Origin of the sequence: Streptomyces spinoverrucosus (assembly GCF_015712165.1) — a bacterium.
Classification (GTDB): domain Bacteria; phylum Actinomycetota; class Actinomycetes; order Streptomycetales; family Streptomycetaceae; genus Streptomyces; species Streptomyces spinoverrucosus_A.
Window position 1 is genome coordinate 277,147 of record NZ_JADPZX010000001.1, and the last position, 15,164, is coordinate 292,310.

Below are 15,164 nucleotides of genomic sequence, written 5' to 3' on the forward strand. Positions count from 1 at the left end.
TCCTCGCCCTACTCTCCGTCGTCCTTGGCGGTGACCTCGCCCGTCTTGATGTACCGGGCGAGGTTGAGCAACTGGCCGTGCCTCTCGCGCACTTCCTCGGCCCACAGGGTGGTCTGGGTGCCCTCGTGCTTGACCATGCCGGGCGACACCCCGAGCCGGAAGCTGCCGGGCGCGGTCCTGCCTTCGGCGTCGTACGGCAGGACATCCAGCGGGCCGGGTCCGTCGGCGGCGTACACGGCGCAGTCCGACAGGACCGCCACCGGGTAGCGGCCGGTGGCGGCGGCGAGCGCGAGCATCTTGCGGTGCATGTTGACGCGGGCCCGGGAGATGACGGCCGCGCGGATGTCGGGCCGCCACGTGGGCCGGGACAGGGCCGGCCACGCCTGGCCCGGCTTCCAGCCGCCGCCGCGCGCCCGCTCACGCAGCTTGCCGATGCCGCCCTTCACCGTGGACTTGATCGCGTCCAGGACGATCGCCATCTCCGGGTCGCGCTGCTTGTAGCCGTCCATCGCCCGCAGGAACTCTCCCGGCGGCAGCTTCTCGCCCACGCCCAGGTCCGCCATGGTGTCGACGTAGGCGTTGCGGAGCCGCTTGTACCAGGCGTCCAGGTACTTGCCCTTCTCCCGCCGCACCCAGGCCGCGACCGGTGCGACGTCGTAGCCGAGTTCCACGGCGTACGCCACGGTCGGGGTCGCGTACCAGGCCGGGCCCGTCGGCCGCTCACCGGTCGGTGTGAACGGGCTGGGCAGCAGGTCGCCTTCGAGGTGCCGCCACTGCTTGCCGACCAGGACACGGGAGAGGTCGACGTGGGAGAGGTCGACCAGCCACGCACCGGGCAACGCCGGATCGAACTCCGGGTTGGTGACGTGCGCCGGCGGCTGGGAGAGGCCGACGACCACGCCGTTCGCGGCGGCGCCGAAGGCGAGGTTGACGTCGATGCCGACCAGGTGGCGCCGCATGCACTCGGCGTCGGTGAGTTCGCGTGCCCAGTCGTAGGCCTCCTCGAACAGCATCTCCGCGGGGCCGCGCTGGTGGAAGCGGGGCAGATCGGCGAGCAGCGGGTGCCCGTCGGGTGCCTCGCACGGCGCGCAGTCGATCGGGTGCTCGCCCAGCGAGCCGGGCCGGTGTTCCTTGTGCCGCCGGCCCGTCTCGTCCGGCTCGCTCGCGCGGGTCGGCGGGTTCAGGGCGGTCATCAGCTCCAGACCCGTTACGGCGGTGGAGCCGCGCGGTGTCATCACCCGCCGCGCGTATGTGCCGAGCAGCCGGGCGAGTTCGGCCGGCGGCAGCTGCGCGGCGTTGCCCCAGGTGCGTGTGTCGAGGGCGTTCCAGGACGGGATGCACAACTGCACGCACTGCCGCCGGCGGCCCTGGGCCGGGCGGTAGATCCGCGCCCAGGGCCCGAACCCGCGCTTGGTCAGCTGCCAGTCCGCGCGCTGCAGTTGCCTGAGGATCTTGTGCCCGTCCGGGAGCCGCCCGGCGAGCCGCTCGCTCTCCGCCAGCGTCACGGGCAGCCCGTACCGCTTGCAGGCGGCCTCGGTCAGCACGAGGAGCGGGTCGGAGTCCTTGCCGGAACCGTGCAGCTTCTCCGCGCCGAGCAGCGCCTCCGTCAGCGTCCACTCCAGCAGTGCGGGAAGCGACTTGGCGGGTACGTCCAGGACCAGTCCTCCGACGCAGTACGCCGTGACCTGCCGTCCGGCGTCGGCGTCGATGACGGCGAGCGGGCCGTTGGCGAACCGTTTGTCGGCGTCGGCCGCCGGGGCAGGGGCCGCCTTCCTGGGGGAGGCCTTCTTCGCGCCCTGGTGAGGCGACGGCGGCGACGGCTCCGTCGGGGCGGCGGCTGCCGGGGCCGGGGCGGTACGGGCCGGCCGTGCGGTGGTCGTGTCCGGCGCGGGCGCGGTGGAGGCCGGCCGTGCGGTGGTCGTGTCCGGCGCGGGCGCGGTGGCGGTGGTCGTGTCCGGCGCGGGGGCCGTGGCGTTGGTGTCGGCGGGGTAGAGCTCCCCGAGCTGCTTCAGCAGGCGGGCGTAGGCCTCCCGCTCCGGCGGGCGCGGCTCCGTCCTGCCCGCCTCCCAGCCGCTCACCGTCGCCCGTCGAACCTGGAGCGCGGCGGCCACCTCGTCCAGCGTCAGCCCGTGCGCCTGGCGCAACCGCCTGCGCTCCGCGGGGGACGGTAGCGGGGAGCGGGACGCGACCAGGGCGTCGACCGCGCTGAACAGCTCGGACATCATGCACCTCCTGTGGCGTCACCCTAGCGCGAAGCGCATCTTTCGCGTACCGAACGCGTACGGATGGCGTTCAGCGCGGGCGAGCTGTCGGCGGCGGAGTGGTCGGCTGTCACGTCTCCTCCTCCATCCGGATCGCCGACCTGAGGTCCTCGAACGCCTTCTCGCGGTCGCCGACGCTCGATTCGATGAGCGCGGTGGCGATGGCGTCCAGCTTGCGCTGAATCGCTCGCTCGGCGCGTTGCTCGGAATTCTTCAACAGGGCGAGAAGCAGCAGGGTCACGGCCGTCATGCACTCACCGGCGAAGACCTTCCACTCCAGTGGGACGCCCGACAGATGGACGCAGGCCACTCCGACGACGAGGGCGAGGCAGAGGACGTAGAAGACCGGAGAGCTGGTGAACAGCGACGCCGCCTCGGCGAATCGTTCGAACCGGCCGCGTTTGCCGCCGCCACGATCGGCGGGATGCTGCAGCGCCATGTCGCCTCCTACTGGCCCTCAAGAACGCAGGCGCCCCCTCCGAGCGCCTGGTGTGCACCGTGCCCCCGGGTACCCAGCGCGGCAATCGGGCCACGTTCCCCTCGTTCGGCGCCGAGCGCGGTCGGCCACTGACGAGCGCTCCACCGAGAGCGGGTGGTCTGTGTGGCACGGCGTTTTCCGAAGGGTCCCGGGTGGGAACTCGTGCGCTCGTCCGGACTCGTACGGGACGCAGGAGGCCGACGTGACCGACCCGCACGACCCGCAGCGCAGCCCCCAGAACCCGGTGACCCAGCACCCGACGCCCGAGTTTCCGGCACAGGACCGGCCCCACCCCGGCTGGACCGGTCCCATGGACCCGCCACCGGACCATGGTGAGAAGTCCTACCGCGGCGCCGGTCGCCTGACGGATCGCAGAACCGTCATCACGGACGGGGACTCCGGCATCGGCCGGGCCGTGGCGCTCGCTCCCGACACCGTGCGGTTCGGCCAGCAGAGCCCGCTGGGCCGTCCGGCACAGCCCGCCGAGCGGCGGCGATCCTCAACGCGACCGGTGGCACGCCCCTGCCATAGGGCCCTGGGCTGACAACGAAGGAATGGCACTGGACGAATACCGGGAGGCAACCGATGACCGAGCAGACACCGTCCCAGGCCGAAGGCGAGCGGGACGACGACATGGGCATCGAAGCCCTGCTGCGCGACCCGGGCCACCGAGCCACCGAGCCGCCCCGGACCACCCCCTCCCAGGCGGAGGGAGAACGCGACGACGAAGACGACCGGTCGCTGCCCGGCGTCGAGAAGGAAAGGCCCACCTGAAGCGGGGACCCACGTGAAGCAGGGAAAGGAGGTACCACCATGCGGCACGACGAAATGATCGGCAAGGTGCAGGCCCTGGCTCACCTCCCGGATCGTGGGTCCACCGAACTCGCGACCCGGTCCGTGCTGCAGACGCTGGCGGAACGGGTGCCGACCGGGCTCGCCGACCACGTGGCCGCCCAGCTGCCACGGGATCTGGCGGCCTGCATCCATGAGGTGACCGCCTCGGCCACCTCGGACGGGCGGTCGAGCGGGGCGGGAGAGCGGTTCGACCTGACGGCCTTCGCGGGCCGGGTCGCGGTCCGGGCCGGCACCACGGAGGACAAGGCCTTGGGGTACTCCGCCGCCGTTCTGGAGGTTCTCGACGCCGCTGTCTCACCGGAGGAGATGCGGAAGCTGACCGACGCCCTCCCTGCCGACATCCGCGAACTGCTCCCCACGGCACGGGCCGACGAGCCCGCGGAGTAGGCAGACGAGCCCGCGGAGTAGGCACCGGTCGCGCCGAGTGAGCGGCGAGGACCTGGCGGCCTGGACCGCCGACCAGTACGGCCCCAGTCGCTCACCGGGAGGCGACTCGTCGTCCCGCGCCCACGGCCACGCCCACGCCCACGACGGTGGCCGCGAGGGCCAGCCGGCGGAACGCTGTCTTACGCCGCCCGCCCCAGCCGCCGTCGACCGAACCGGCCCCCGGTGCCGGTACGTGCAGGTTCCCGTGTGTCGCCGGGGCCGGCTCCTCGGCGAGGTGAGCCCGGTCCACCTGACGGGCCGCCGCCCGCTCCAGCAGTCCGGGAGTCGTGCGCGACTGCAACGCGATGGCCCGCCCCATGGGACCGACCACCACCTCACGCCGTGGTACGCGGACCACGTCCACGATGGCGTGGGCGACCCGCTCGGCGCTGTACACGGGCGGCATGGCCACGACCTTGCGGCCCGTGTAGTTGGCCGCGTGCTGGAACAGCGGGGTGTCGATGCTGGCCGGCAGCACCGTGCACACGTGGATCCTCCCGGCCTCGCCCCTGATCCGCAGCTCCTGCCGCAGGCTCGCGCCGAGCGCCCGGACGGCGTGCTTCGACATGACGTACGCGTGGGTGTACGGCTGGCTGACCGCCCGGCGACGGACGAGACGTCGACGAGGGTGCCGCTGCCCTGCTTCCGCATGGTGCGCAGCGCTGCCCGGGCCCCGTGCACGTACCCCATGACGTTGACGTCGATGACCCTGCGGAAGTCCTCCAGCGGCACCTCCTCGAACGGTCCGAAGACGCTGACGGCCGCCGCGTTGACCCATACGTCGATCCGTCCGAACCGCTCGACCGCGCGCCGGGCGAGAGCGTCGACCGCCGCGACGTCCGTGACATCGGTCGGCACGACGAGCGTCTGAGCGCCCCGGTGCCGCTCGCACTCCCGTGTGGCCGCTTCGAGGGCCTCCTCACCCCGGGCGGCCAGCACCACGGCACAGCCCTTGCGGGCGAACGCCTCCGCGGTCGCCCGTCCGATACCGCTCGACGCCCCGGTGATCACCACTACCGATTCGCGCACCCGCATCCTGCCGCCTCCTCAGGGATGACCGGCCGGCAGCACCTCGTAGAAGCACCGCACGCCCGCCTTCACTCGCCCCGCACCGACTCCCGCTGCGCGCGCAGACGCTCGTCGCACCAGCGCCGGGCGGTGTGCGCGACGTCCTCGAGCGCTCCGGGCTCTTCGAACAGGTGAGTGGCGCCCGGCACCACGTGCAGTGAGTGCGGGGCGCGCAGTCGTCGGGCCGCCTCCTCGTTGAGCCGCAGCACCTCCTGATCCTCGCCCCCGACGATCAGCAGCACCGGCGCCCGTACGGCGTCCAGGGCGTCGTCGGCCAGGTCGGGCCGTCCGCCCCGCGACACGACGGTCAGCACCCGGTCCGGGCGTTGGCCGGCGGCGACCAGGGCCGCGGCGGCACCGGTGCTGGCGCCGAAGACGACGATCGGGAGCCCTCGGGTGTCGGGCTGCGTGTCCAGCCAGTCGATCGCGGCGACCAGACGGCGGCCCAGGAACGGAATGTCGAAGCGGTGCTCGCCCGTCAGCGCGTCATGCCGCTCCTCCCGCTCACTGAGCAGGTCCATCAGCAGCGTGCCCATCTGGGCGGTGCGCAGCTCGGCGGCGACCATCCGGTTGCGCGGGCTGTGCCGGGAACTGCCGCTTCCGTGTGCGAACAACACCACCGCCCGCGCGGGCGCCGGCACGACGAGATCGCCCGGGAGCATCGCCTCGTCGGTGGGCACCAGAACCATGTCGGAAATCATCGACATCAACTTCTTCCCCGGCCCGCCCGGGCCTTGGCTCCCGGCCCGCCGGCCTTCCGCATCGGTGCGTCCACTTCTCTCCGACCGCGTACCCGCACCGACGTCCGACGATCGCCCCGCGGGGTTCCTGAATGGCAGGAGTGGCGTGGCCCAGTGGCTGCTGGACACCGACTCGCTCGACGACTTCCTGCAGACGCGGCGGACGCCGCACTCGAACGCGAAGGCGACTCCGCCCGTGGGTCACCAACAGGTTCCCCAGTCACCAAAAAGTGCGTTCTTCCATGTCAGCGGCCACTCTCCTACGGTTCCCGAGTAACCATCGGAGAGCGGCGCGCTCTCATGACGAGGAGGCGGGCACTATGGCCATCACCTTGGTGAACCCCAACGGGCTGCCGGAAATCGACGCCTACCGGCAGGTGTCGATCGCGACCGGATCGAAGCTGGTCTTCATCGCCGGCCAGGTCGCCTGGGACGCCGACGGAGTCACGGTCGGCGAAGGAGACCTCAGCGCTCAGGTCGAGCAGTGCTACCTCAACATCGGCACCGCCCTGACGGAGGTCGGCGCGTCCTTCGACGACGTGGCGAAAATGACCCTCTACGTCGTCGACTGGACGCCCGACAAGATGCCTCTGCTCCTGGAGGGGATCGCCCGGGCCGCCGCGAAGCTGGGAGGGACGCCGGTTCCGCCGGGCACGCTGCTGGGGGTTGCGGCACTGGACGTACCCGAGCATCTGGTGGAAGTGGAAGCCACGGCGGTCATCGACTGAACAGACGTTTGCAGCCGCGGTCGGCGGTCACCCGGAGACAGGCTAGTTTCCTTCACCTTGGGTAACATGGTGAATGTATTGAGTTACTACAATCCTGTGAGGGCTCAGTCTGATGTCGGCGCCGTCGGCCGTGGCTGCCAACGCCGCGGAGGAACCGCTCGTTTCGCCGGTGAATTCACACAACGAGTGGGATCCGCTGGAGGAGATCATCGTCGGGCGTCTCGAAGGCGCGACGATCCCTTCCGGGCATCCCGTCGTGACCTGCAACATCCCACCGTGGGCGGCGCGACTGCAGAGGCTTGCCGCCGGTTTCAAGTATCCGGACATCCTGATCGAGCGGGCCCAGCAGGAACTCGATCAGTTCATCACTCTCCTGGAGTCGCTCGACGTCACGGTCAGGCGCCCGGACGCGGTCGACCACAAGCGGCGCTACGGCACCCCCGACTGGTCGTCACGCGGCTTCTGCAACACCTGCCCGCGTGACAGCATGCTGGTGATCGGCGACGAGATCATCGAAACACCGATGGCATGGCCGTGCCGGTATTTCGAGACCCACTCCTATCGCCCGATCCTCAAGGACTACTTCCGGCGCGGCGCGCGCTGGACGGCGGCGCCGAAGCCACAGCTCACCGACGAACTGTTCGAGCCGGACTTCCGCATCCCCAAGTCCGGTGAGCCCATGCGCTACATCCTCACCGAGTTCGAGCCCGTCTTCGACGCGGCGGATTTCGTGCGCGCGGGACGCGACCTGTTCGTCACCCCGAGCAATGTCACCAACCGGATGGGCATCGACTGGTTGCGCCGCCACCTCGGGCCCGGCTATCGCATCCACGAGATCGAGAGCCGCTGCCGTACACCCATGCACATCGACACGACGTTCGTGCTGCTCGCGCCCGGCAAGGCGCTGGTCAACCCGGAGTACATCGATGTCGACCGGTTGCCGGACGTCCTCAGCTCGTGGGACATCCTGGTCGCCCCCGAGCCCAGGCCGATCGACGAGCGCCTGCTGAAAATCACGTCGATGTGCGGCAAGTGGCTCAGCATGAACGTGCTCATGGTCGACGAGAAGCGGGTCATCGCGGAGCGGCACCACACGGACATGCTGCGCGCGCTCGAGGAGTGGGGCTTCGAGCCGATCCCCTGCGACCTGCTGCACTACGCGCCGTTCGGCGGCTCATTCCACTGCGCGACGCTCGACGTCCGACGCCGGGGCACCCTCGAGTCGTACTTCCCTTGATCGGGCCGGGCCTTGGGGCGTAGGCCTCCTCGGCGGCTCAACTCTTCACGCGGGCGCCCTTGTTCGTTCCGCTTTGCCCTCTGGTGCACGCGCGTAGACCTCGGGCACGATCGAGCCGCTCCACCCGCACAGCCACCCCCACAGGAAGCATGGCCCCCGCAGGAAGGTTCCCCATGCAGGTCCTCAAGGCCACGAAGGCTCTCAAGGTCCGTTCCGTGCTGACCGCTCTCGCGCTCGTCGTGGCGCCCGGCGCCGCCGTCGTCGGGACCGCCGGTACGGCGCACGCCGCCACCAAGATCAGTCACGCCACCGCGACCTCGATGTTCCGGCAGGTCGGCATCACCTGGTCGTCCTCCGGAAACTGCTCCAACCGCAACAACCCGACCTGTACGTCGTTCGAGCAGCTCAACCTGGCCAGCGCCCAGGGCGCCCAGACGCTCAAGCAGGCGAGCGGCTGCGCGCTGAACATCACCGGCGGCACCGAGACCGGGCACGCCTCGGGCACGTACTCGCACTGGAACGGCTACAAGCTCGACTACAGCAAGTACTCCTGCATCGGTAACTACATCAAGAACAACTTCACCTACATCGGCCCGCGGGGCGACGGCGCCCTCCAGTGGCGTTCCGGCTCCGGCAACATCTACGCCGACGAGGGCAACCACTGGGACGTCACCTACTACAACTGCGGCGGCTGCTGAGCCGTCCACCGCTGTGCCGGGGCGGCCGCCGTCGGACGGCCGCCCCGCTCAGCCCCTCGCCGGTGCCGGGCCGACCAGCTCGGACAGCACGTCCTCCATGGTCACGAAGCCCAGGACCGTGCCCGTCGCGCCGGTGACCGCCGCCAGGTGGCCGCCGTCGGCGCGCAGGGCGGTGAGGGTGTCGTCCAGCGGGGTGTCGATACGGACCCGGGTGACGCGGTGCAGGGCCTCGCGCGGGAACGGCCGGTCGCGGTCGGTGACGCCGAGGGTGTCCTTGATGTGCAGATAGCCCAGCAGGCTGCCGTTCGGGCCGGTGACCGGGAAGCGGGAGAAGCCCGCCTCGGCCGCGATCCGCTCCAGCTCGGCCGGGGTGACCGTGTGGCCGACGGTGCGCATCCGGTGCACGGGGACCAGGATCTCGCCCACCGGGCGGGTGCCCAGCTCCAGCGCGTCCCGCAGCCGCTCCCCGTCGGCGGGCGACAGCAGCCCGGCCTCGCTGGAGTCCACGACCATGCGGGCCAGCTGGTCGTCGGTGAAGACCGACTCGACCTCGTCCTTCGGCTCGACCCGCAGCAGCTTCAGCAGGGTGTTGGCGAAGGCGTTGATGCCGAACACCACCGGACGCAGGGCGCGGGTGAGGGCGACGAGCGGCGGGCCGAGCAGCAGGGCGGTCGGGACGGGTGCCGCGAGGGCGATGTTCTTCGGGACCATCTCGCCGATCAGCATGTGCAGATACGTCGCCACGGTGAGCGCGATCACGAACGCGATCGGATGCACCAGGCCGTGCGGGATGTGGGCCGCCTCGAAGGCGGGCTCCAGCAGATGCGCGATGGCCGGTTCGGCGACCGCGCCCAGCACCAGCGAGGAGACGGTGATGCCCAGCTGGGCGGTGGCCATCATCGCGGAGAGGTGCTTCAGGGCCCACATCGTCATCCGGGCGCGCGTGTTGCCCGACTTGGCCCGGGGTTCGATCTGGCTGCGGCGTACGGAGATCAGGGCGAACTCGGCGCCTACGAAGAAGGCGTTGGTCAGCAGGGTCAGGGCGCCGATGGCGAGCTGCAGGACGGTCATCGGGAGGCCTCCCCGATCGGTTCGGCCGTCGCGCCCGCCTGGACCGGGAGCCGGGCGGCCGCGGTGATGCGGACGCGGTCGGCGCGGTGGTGGTCGACGTCGAGAACGTCCAACCGCCAGCCGTCGTCCAGGTCCAGGACGTCCCCCTTGACGGGGATCCGCGCGAGACGGGTGGCGACCAGACCGGCCACGGTCTCGTACGGGCCCTCGGGGGCCGTCAGTCCTATGCCGGCGAGCTGATCGATGCGGACGGAGCCGTCCGCCTCCCATGCCGGGCGCCCGTCCGCGGCGGCCGGGGTGGGCAGCAGGTCGGGCACCTCGACGGGGTCGTGTTCGTCGCGGACCTCGCCGACGACCTCCTCGACGATGTCCTCCATCGTCGCCACGCCCGCCGTACCGCCGTACTCGTCGATGACCACGGCCATGGTGCGGCCGGCGCGCAGGCGCTCCAGCAGGCGGTCGGCGGTGAGGCTGTCGGGCACCAGCAGGGGAGCGGTGGCGAGCTCGGTGACCGGTGTGACCGCGCGCTTCTCCGGCGGCAGCGCGAGGACGTCGCGGATGTGGACGGTGCCGATGACGTCGTCCAGGCTGTCGCGGTAGACGGGGAAGCGGGACAGGCCGGTGGCGTGGGTGAGGTTCGCGGCGTCGGCGGCCGTGGCGTGCGCTTCGAGGGCCTTGACGTCGACCCGCGGGGTCATGACGTTCTCGGCGGTCAGCTCGCCGAGGTGCAGGGTGCGTACGAAGAGTTCGGCGGAGTCGGCTTCCAGGGCGCCCTCGGCGGCGGAGTGCTGGGCGAGCGCGACCAGTTCCTCGGGGCTGCGGGCGGAGGCCAGCTCCTCGGCGGGCTCCAGGCCGAAGCGGCGTACGAAACGGTTCGCCGTGTTGTTCAGGTGGCGGATGAACGGGCCGAAGGCGGCCGTGAAGCCGCGCTGCGGGCCGGCCACCACCTTGGCGACGGCCAGCGGTCGGGAGATCGCCCAGTTCTTGGGCACCAGCTCGCCGACCACCATCAGCACCACCGTGGACACGGCGACGCCCAGCACGGTCGCGACGGGGGACGCCGCGCCGCCGAGGCCGACCGCCGCCAGCGGTCCGCGCAGCAGCGCCGCGAGCGACGGCTCGGCGAGCATGCCGATCACCAGCGAGGTGACAGTGATACCGAGCTGCGCGCCGGACAACTGGACGGTCAGGCGGCGTACGGCCTTCAGCGCGCCGTCGGCGCCGCGCTCGCCCGCGGCGGCGGCCCGCTCCAGGTCACCGCGCTCGACGGTGGTCAGGGAGAATTCGGCGGCGACGAACACCGCACAGGCCATTGTGAGCAGGAGGGCCAGCAGGAGCAGCAGGACCTCGGTCACCGTGCAACCCCCGTTCCCTCACTCACATGCGGCGGGTGGGGAATGGCACGGCTGGTACTGGGAGGCTCACCCATTGCGGGACTCTGGCTCCTTTTCGGTACGTCGGGATGTGAGGGCATCGGTTCAGCCCTCACCTATGGTAAAGGACAAGCAAAGCACACTGGTCAAGTCCCCGTCGGCAGCGAGTTCGGGGCCCTTTTCGGACTTTCCCGCGCCGAGGGCCCGTGACACCGCGTCCGCCGCGTCCGGCAGCCCGATGCTTCTACTCGCCTGTAGAGAACGTCCGGGAGTTCCCGGATGTTCCACGTGACGGACGCGCGTAAAGGAGTGAACGCCGCGATGGTGTTCAAACGGCTGCTCGGTTCGCTCGGCGTGGGCGGCCCCACGGTGGACACGGTCCTCGACCCGGGCCCCGCCCGGCCGGGCGGCAGTCTTGCGGGGCAGGTCCACCTCAAGGGCGGTGACGCCGACTTCGACATCGAGCACATCACCCTGGAGCTGGTGGCCCGGGTGGAGGCCGAGCACGACGGCGGGGAGAGCGAGGGCGTCGTGGTCTTCGAGCGCTTCACCGTCGGCGGGGGCTTCCGGCTCGCGGCGGGCGAGCAGCGCGGCGTGCCGTTCAACGTGACGCTGCCCTGGGAGACCCCGATCACCGAGCTGTACGGCCAGCCGCTGGGCATCGTGCTCGGCGTGCGCACCGAGCTGGCGGTGGCCGGCGCGAAGGACAAGGGCGACCTCGACCAGCTGACCGTGGCGCCGCTGCCCGTCCAGGAGGCGATCCTCGAAGCGCTCGGTCAGCTCGGGGTCGGCTTCCGGTCCGCCGACCTGGAGTACGGCCGCATCGGCGGCACCGGCCAGCAGTTGCCCTTCTACCAGGAGATCGAGCTCACCCCGGCCCCGCAGTACGCCCACCAGGTCAATCAGATCGAACTGACCTTCCTGGCCTCGCCGGGCGGCATGGAGGTGGTCCTGGAGGCCGACCGGCGCGGCGGCCTGTTCTCCTCCGGCCGTGACGCTCTCACCCGCTTCACCGTCGGCCATCACGACGTACGGGACTGGAACGCCGAAGTGGACGGCTGGATCCGGCAGTTGGCCGAGCACCGGACGGCGTACGGCCAGGGCGGGCACCACCACTCCGGCCGCCCCGGCATGGGCACCGCTGTCGCCGCAGGCGCGGCGGGGGTCGCGGCCGGGGTCGTCGGGGGCATGGTCGCGGCCGAAGTCGTCGACGAGATCGGCGACTTCTTCGAGGGCGAGGAAGAAGAGGGCTGACCGCGAGTCGACCTTCACGGGTTCAGAACGGTGTCGCCGGGTGCGGGACGAGGACCACGGCGAACACCCCATGCGGCTTCAGGCCTCGCCTTCGCCCTTGGCACGGCCCAGCAGCTCGCGCAGCAGGCGCTCGTCCTCCGGTTCGAGGGCGGTGACGAGCTGGTGAGGACCGCCTCGCGGTCCTGCTCGGCGTCCAGCACCTTGCGCATCCTCCGGGCCGCGAGGCCCGCCGCGTCCGAGGCCGGGGTCCAGACGAACGACCGCCCGGCGCGCTCCCGGGTCACCGCGCCCTTGGCCGGCAGCCGGGTCAGGATCGTGATCACCGTCGTACAGGCGAGGTCGCCGCCGAGCCGCCCCCGCACCCAGCCGCCGGTCACGGGCCCGTCCGCCTCCCGCAGCGCGGCCAGGACCTGCACCTCCAGCTCGCCCTGCCCGCGTCGCCGGGGACGTCGGTGATCCGTCACGCCCTGTCTCCCTTCCGCTGCCGCGCACTTCACGGGCGGTCCATCGTACGGACACCCAGCTGTCTCCCACGCCCTCCAGGCTTCTACAGGGCTGTAGGTTGCGGGGCATGTTCGGACTGAGTGAACTCGCCGTCGTCCTCATCGTCGTCATAGCGGTCCTCGCCGCCAAGAAGCTGCCCGAACTGGCCCGCTCGGCGGGCAAGTCGGCGCGCATCCTCAAGGCGGAGGCAGGCGCGATGAAGGAGCCGCGGACACCGGCCGGGGAACAGGCCGCGCCTCGGGTGATCCAGGGCGAGACGATCACCCGCACCGGCCGGGATTCGGCTCAGCCGCACAGCGACGAGCAGCCGCGACCGCGGGGCTGACGCGAGGCCCTTCACTGGGGCGCCCCGTGTTCACGTCCGTCCGGGCTCGCCCCGGCCGCCACGGTGGCGGGTGACCGCGCGAGCCGCCCACAAGTAGCGCTGGCCGTCCGGAATTTCGGCGATCCGGACGTGGATACGGCGGGCTGCGCCCACCCCATGGGCCCGCTGAGGCCCGCCGACCGGGGTCGGGCCGCCGTGCGGTCCCGGCCGTGGCACCTACGATGGTTCTCACAGGCCCGGACCGGGGTGCCACGGCGTGTCCCCGCGGTTGCCGCCGTAGGTGCCCCGTAAGAGAGGGGGTCGCCATGGGCGCTCCACGCCTGAGCAGTACGCCGCTGCCGGGGATCGGCGTCCGTTACGACCTGACCACTCACGAGCACCGGCACCTGTCGGTGGTCGCGCACCGCGACGGCGAGCGCACCCTGAGCGCGTACCGCAAGGACGACCCGGACGACTGCGCCCTGTCCGTGCGGCTGACGGCGGAGGAGTCGGCCACGCTCATCGACGCGCTGTTGCCCGCGCACCACACGCCGAACCTGCTGTCCACGACCGACCTGGGACTGGTGGCCGAGCGGATCGAGCTGTCCGGAAGTTCGCACTGGAACGGGCGGCTGCTCGGCGAGACCCGGATGCGCGCCGCGACCGGCGCCTCGATCGTGGCGGTCCTGCGCCGGGCCGAGGCGATCCCCTCCCCCACGCCGGCCTTCCGGCTGGCCGGCGGCGACACCCTGATCGTGATCGGTACCCGCGAGGGCGTGGAGGCGGCCGCCGAGATCCTTGGGCGGGAGTGAGCCGCCGTGCACTCCTCGGCCGTGTTCCTGATCGAGTTCGGGGCGATCATCCTGGCCCTGGGACTGCTGGGCCGGTTCGCCGGGCGGCTGCGGATGTCGCCGATACCGCTGTACCTGCTGGCCGGGCTGGCCTTCGGGGAGGGCGGACTGCTCCCGCTGGGCGCCAGCGAGGAGTTCGTCGCCGTCGGCGCCGAGATCGGCGTCATTCTGCTGCTGCTCATGCTCGGCCTGGAGTACACGGCCAGCGACCTGGTCTCCAACCTCAGGGCGCACTACCCGGCCGGGCTGGTCGACGCCGCCCTCAACGCCCTGCCGGGCGCCGCCCTGGCGCTGCTGCTCGGCTGGGGTCCGGTCGCAGCCGTCGTACTGGCGGGCATCACGTGGATCTCGTCGTCCGGTGTGATCGCCAAGATCCTCGGCGACCTGGGCCGGCTCGGCAACCGCGAGACCCCGGTCGTGCTGAGCATCCTGGTCCTCGAAGACCTCTCCATGGCCGTCTACCTGCCCATCCTCACCGCCCTGCTGGCCGGCATCGGCCTCGCGGCAGGCAGTGTCACCCTGGCCATCGCGCTCGGAGCCGCCGCCCTGGTGCTCGTCCTCGCGGTGCGGTACGGCCGCCTCATCTCCCGGGTCGTCTCCAGTGACGACCCGGAGAAGCTGCTGCTGGTCGTCCTCGGGCTGACCCTGCTGATCGCCGGGCTCGCCCAGCAGGTGCAGGTGTCCGCGGCCGTGGGTGCCTTCCTCGTCGGCATCGCGCTGTCCGGCGAGGTCGCCGAAGGTGCGCACAGTCTGCTCGCCCCGTTGCGGGACCTGTTCGCCGCCGTCTTCTTCGTCTTCTTCGGCCTCAACACCGACCCGGCGAGCATCCCGCCCGTCCTGCTGCCCGCCCTGGCCCTGGCCGCCGTCACCACGCTGACGAAGATCGCCACCGGCTACTGGGCCGCCAGACAGGGGGGCATCGCGCCGAAGGGCCGCTGGCGGGCGGGCGGCACGCTCGTGGCGCGCGGCGAGTTCTCCATCGTCATCGCCGGACTCGCCGTCACCGCCGGGATCGAGCCCTCCCTCGGCCCCCTGGCCACCGCGTACGTGCTGATCCTGGTCCTCCTCGGCCCGCTCACCGCCCGCTGCACGGAACCCGTCGCCACCCGCCTATCGCGTCGGCGCCGCAAGGCCGCCTCGACGGCCGAGGCCGGGAAGGACCCCAGTCCCGCGCGCCTGGACGACCAGGACACCGTCGGCCGGGCATGACCCACGGCGCCGTGCGCCCTCCCCGGCCGATCTTCGGCCGTGTGACGCAGAACACGTGCGGGAGGGCAAAATTTGACCGTCTCGATGATGGATCGGCGCGGCTCATC

General features: G+C 71.5%; 15 protein-coding genes and 4 pseudogenes. 10 read left to right on the forward strand and 9 right to left on the reverse strand.

All coding sequences use genetic code 11. From position 1 onward, the window contains the following. Nucleotides 1-8 precede the first annotated feature (8 nt). Together tap and I2W78_RS01270 are read right to left on the reverse strand one after the other, a co-directional pair. Nucleotides 9-2,222, reverse strand: a complete 2,214-nt coding sequence (gene tap, locus I2W78_RS01265; RefSeq protein WP_196464349.1) for a telomere-associated protein Tap — start codon at nucleotides 2,220-2,222, stop codon at nucleotides 9-11. Between the two features lie 109 nt (nucleotides 2,223-2,331). After that, nucleotides 2,332-2,700 carry a low affinity iron permease family protein gene (locus I2W78_RS01270; RefSeq protein WP_196456155.1) on the reverse strand — a complete coding sequence of 123 codons (369 nt, stop codon included), beginning with the start codon at nucleotides 2,698-2,700 and terminating at the stop codon, nucleotides 2,332-2,334. Nucleotides 2,701-2,941: 241 nt separating this feature from the next. On the opposite strand from I2W78_RS01270, the pseudogene I2W78_RS01275 reads away from it, so the two are divergent. From I2W78_RS01275 to I2W78_RS01285, 3 genes and pseudogenes are all read left to right on the forward strand, one after another. Then, nucleotides 2,942-3,166: pseudogene (locus I2W78_RS01275) on the forward strand (NAD(P)-dependent dehydrogenase); the annotation flags it as partial. Nucleotides 3,167-3,324: 158 nt separating this feature from the next. After that, nucleotides 3,325-3,513 carry a hypothetical protein gene (locus I2W78_RS01280; RefSeq protein WP_196456157.1) on the forward strand — a complete coding sequence of 63 codons (189 nt, stop codon included), beginning with the start codon at nucleotides 3,325-3,327 and terminating at the stop codon, nucleotides 3,511-3,513. A 39-nt stretch (nucleotides 3,514-3,552) separates the two neighbouring features. Next, entirely contained in the window at nucleotides 3,553-3,981 is a 429-nt protein-coding gene (locus I2W78_RS01285; RefSeq protein WP_196456159.1) for a DUF2267 domain-containing protein, read from the forward strand. Nucleotides 3,982-4,072: 91 nt separating this feature from the next. Here the strand turns inward: I2W78_RS01285 and I2W78_RS40050 are convergent, their stop codons facing one another. The 3 genes and pseudogenes from I2W78_RS40050 to I2W78_RS01295 form a co-directional block, all read right to left on the reverse strand. Beyond that, a complete protein-coding gene (locus I2W78_RS40050; RefSeq protein ID WP_230886976.1) occupies nucleotides 4,073-4,588 on the reverse strand; it encodes a hypothetical protein in 516 nt (171 codons plus the stop codon). Nucleotides 4,589-4,629: 41 nt separating this feature from the next. Further along, nucleotides 4,630-5,055, reverse strand: a pseudogene (locus I2W78_RS40055) (SDR family NAD(P)-dependent oxidoreductase); the annotation flags it as partial. A 62-nt stretch (nucleotides 5,056-5,117) separates the two neighbouring features. Next, nucleotides 5,118-5,789 carry a dienelactone hydrolase family protein gene (locus I2W78_RS01295; RefSeq protein WP_196464350.1) on the reverse strand — a complete coding sequence of 224 codons (672 nt, stop codon included), beginning with the start codon at nucleotides 5,787-5,789 and terminating at the stop codon, nucleotides 5,118-5,120. A 359-nt stretch (nucleotides 5,790-6,148) separates the two neighbouring features. On the opposite strand from I2W78_RS01295, the gene I2W78_RS01300 reads away from it, so the two are divergent. The 3 genes from I2W78_RS01300 (at nucleotide 6,149) to I2W78_RS01310 (ending at nucleotide 8,491) form a co-directional block, all read left to right on the forward strand. After that, entirely contained in the window at nucleotides 6,149-6,556 is a 408-nt protein-coding gene (locus I2W78_RS01300; RefSeq protein ID WP_196456161.1) for a RidA family protein, read from the forward strand. A 112-nt stretch (nucleotides 6,557-6,668) separates the two neighbouring features. Continuing rightward, nucleotides 6,669-7,793 (forward strand): amidinotransferase, encoded by a 1,125-nt coding sequence (locus tag I2W78_RS01305; RefSeq protein ID WP_196456163.1) that lies wholly within the window; start codon nucleotides 6,669-6,671, stop codon nucleotides 7,791-7,793. A gap of 173 nt (nucleotides 7,794-7,966) precedes the next feature. After that, nucleotides 7,967-8,491, forward strand: coding sequence for a hypothetical protein (locus tag I2W78_RS01310; RefSeq protein ID WP_196456165.1), 525 nt, complete (start codon nucleotides 7,967-7,969; stop codon nucleotides 8,489-8,491). Nucleotides 8,492-8,539: 48 nt separating this feature from the next. Here I2W78_RS01310 and I2W78_RS01315 read toward each other — a convergent pair whose 3' ends face one another. Beyond that, nucleotides 8,540-9,562 carry a hemolysin family protein gene (locus I2W78_RS01315; protein ID WP_196456167.1) on the reverse strand — a complete coding sequence of 341 codons (1,023 nt, stop codon included), beginning with the start codon at nucleotides 9,560-9,562 and terminating at the stop codon, nucleotides 8,540-8,542. Next, nucleotides 9,559-10,917: a hemolysin family protein gene (locus I2W78_RS01320; RefSeq protein ID WP_196456169.1), complete on the reverse strand. Its 1,359-nt coding sequence runs from the start codon at nucleotides 10,915-10,917 to the stop codon at nucleotides 9,559-9,561. Before I2W78_RS01320 ends, I2W78_RS01315 begins: the two co-directional genes overlap by 4 nt. A gap of 339 nt (nucleotides 10,918-11,256) precedes the next feature. Here I2W78_RS01320 and I2W78_RS01325 point away from each other — a divergent pair, with 339 nt between their 5' ends. Further along, nucleotides 11,257-12,189 (forward strand): sporulation protein, encoded by a 933-nt coding sequence (locus tag I2W78_RS01325; protein WP_196464351.1) that lies wholly within the window; start codon nucleotides 11,257-11,259, stop codon nucleotides 12,187-12,189. 78 nt (nucleotides 12,190-12,267) lie between these two features. Here I2W78_RS01325 and I2W78_RS01330 read toward each other — a convergent pair. Next, nucleotides 12,268-12,653 (reverse strand): annotated as a pseudogene (locus I2W78_RS01330) (BlaI/MecI/CopY family transcriptional regulator). A 107-nt stretch (nucleotides 12,654-12,760) separates the two neighbouring features. Here I2W78_RS01330 and I2W78_RS01335 point away from each other — a divergent pair. Next, complete coding sequence (locus I2W78_RS01335) at nucleotides 12,761-13,018, forward strand: twin-arginine translocase TatA/TatE family subunit (RefSeq protein WP_196456171.1); 258 nt, start codon at nucleotides 12,761-12,763, stop codon at nucleotides 13,016-13,018. A 33-nt stretch (nucleotides 13,019-13,051) separates the two neighbouring features. Here I2W78_RS01335 and I2W78_RS01340 read toward each other — a convergent pair. After that, nucleotides 13,052-13,165 (reverse strand): annotated as a pseudogene (locus tag I2W78_RS01340) (short-chain fatty acyl-CoA regulator family protein); the annotation flags it as partial. 158 nt (nucleotides 13,166-13,323) lie between these two features. On the opposite strand from I2W78_RS01340, the gene I2W78_RS01345 reads away from it, so the two are divergent. After that, entirely contained in the window at nucleotides 13,324-13,809 is a 486-nt protein-coding gene (locus tag I2W78_RS01345; RefSeq protein WP_196456173.1) for a cation:proton antiporter regulatory subunit, read from the forward strand. A 6-nt stretch (nucleotides 13,810-13,815) separates the two neighbouring features. After that, nucleotides 13,816-15,057 (forward strand): cation:proton antiporter, encoded by a 1,242-nt coding sequence (locus I2W78_RS01350; protein WP_196456175.1) that lies wholly within the window; start codon nucleotides 13,816-13,818, stop codon nucleotides 15,055-15,057. The last annotated feature ends 107 nt before the right edge of the window (nucleotides 15,058-15,164 follow it).

What these genes read in the sequence shown, in the direction of transcription:
- I2W78_RS01270 (WP_196456155.1), bottom strand. Translation starts at nt 2,700, where the DNA reads ATGGCGCTGCAGCATCCCGCCGATCGTGGCGGCGGCAAACGCGGCCGG.
- I2W78_RS01315 (WP_196456167.1), bottom strand. Translation starts at nt 9,562, where the DNA reads ATGACCGTCCTGCAGCTCGCCATCGGCGCCCTGACCCTGCTGACCAAC.
- I2W78_RS01325 (WP_196464351.1), top strand. Translation starts at nt 11,257, where the DNA reads ATGGTGTTCAAACGGCTGCTCGGTTCGCTCGGCGTGGGCGGCCCCACG.
- I2W78_RS01335 (WP_196456171.1), top strand. Translation starts at nt 12,761, where the DNA reads ATGTTCGGACTGAGTGAACTCGCCGTCGTCCTCATCGTCGTCATAGCG.
- tap (WP_196464349.1), bottom strand. Translation starts at nt 2,222, where the DNA reads ATGTCCGAGCTGTTCAGCGCGGTCGACGCCCTGGTCGCGTCCCGCTCC.
- I2W78_RS01300 (WP_196456161.1), top strand. Translation starts at nt 6,149, where the DNA reads ATGGCCATCACCTTGGTGAACCCCAACGGGCTGCCGGAAATCGACGCC.
- I2W78_RS01280 (WP_196456157.1), top strand. Translation starts at nt 3,325, where the DNA reads ATGACCGAGCAGACACCGTCCCAGGCCGAAGGCGAGCGGGACGACGAC.
- I2W78_RS40050 (WP_230886976.1), bottom strand. Translation starts at nt 4,588, where the DNA reads ATGTCGAAGCACGCCGTCCGGGCGCTCGGCGCGAGCCTGCGGCAGGAG.
- I2W78_RS01285 (WP_196456159.1), top strand. Translation starts at nt 3,553, where the DNA reads ATGCGGCACGACGAAATGATCGGCAAGGTGCAGGCCCTGGCTCACCTC.
- I2W78_RS01305 (WP_196456163.1), top strand. Translation starts at nt 6,669, where the DNA reads ATGTCGGCGCCGTCGGCCGTGGCTGCCAACGCCGCGGAGGAACCGCTC.
- I2W78_RS01295 (WP_196464350.1), bottom strand. Translation starts at nt 5,789, where the DNA reads ATGATTTCCGACATGGTTCTGGTGCCCACCGACGAGGCGATGCTCCCG.
- I2W78_RS01310 (WP_196456165.1), top strand. Translation starts at nt 7,967, where the DNA reads ATGCAGGTCCTCAAGGCCACGAAGGCTCTCAAGGTCCGTTCCGTGCTG.
- I2W78_RS01345 (WP_196456173.1), top strand. Translation starts at nt 13,324, where the DNA reads ATGGGCGCTCCACGCCTGAGCAGTACGCCGCTGCCGGGGATCGGCGTC.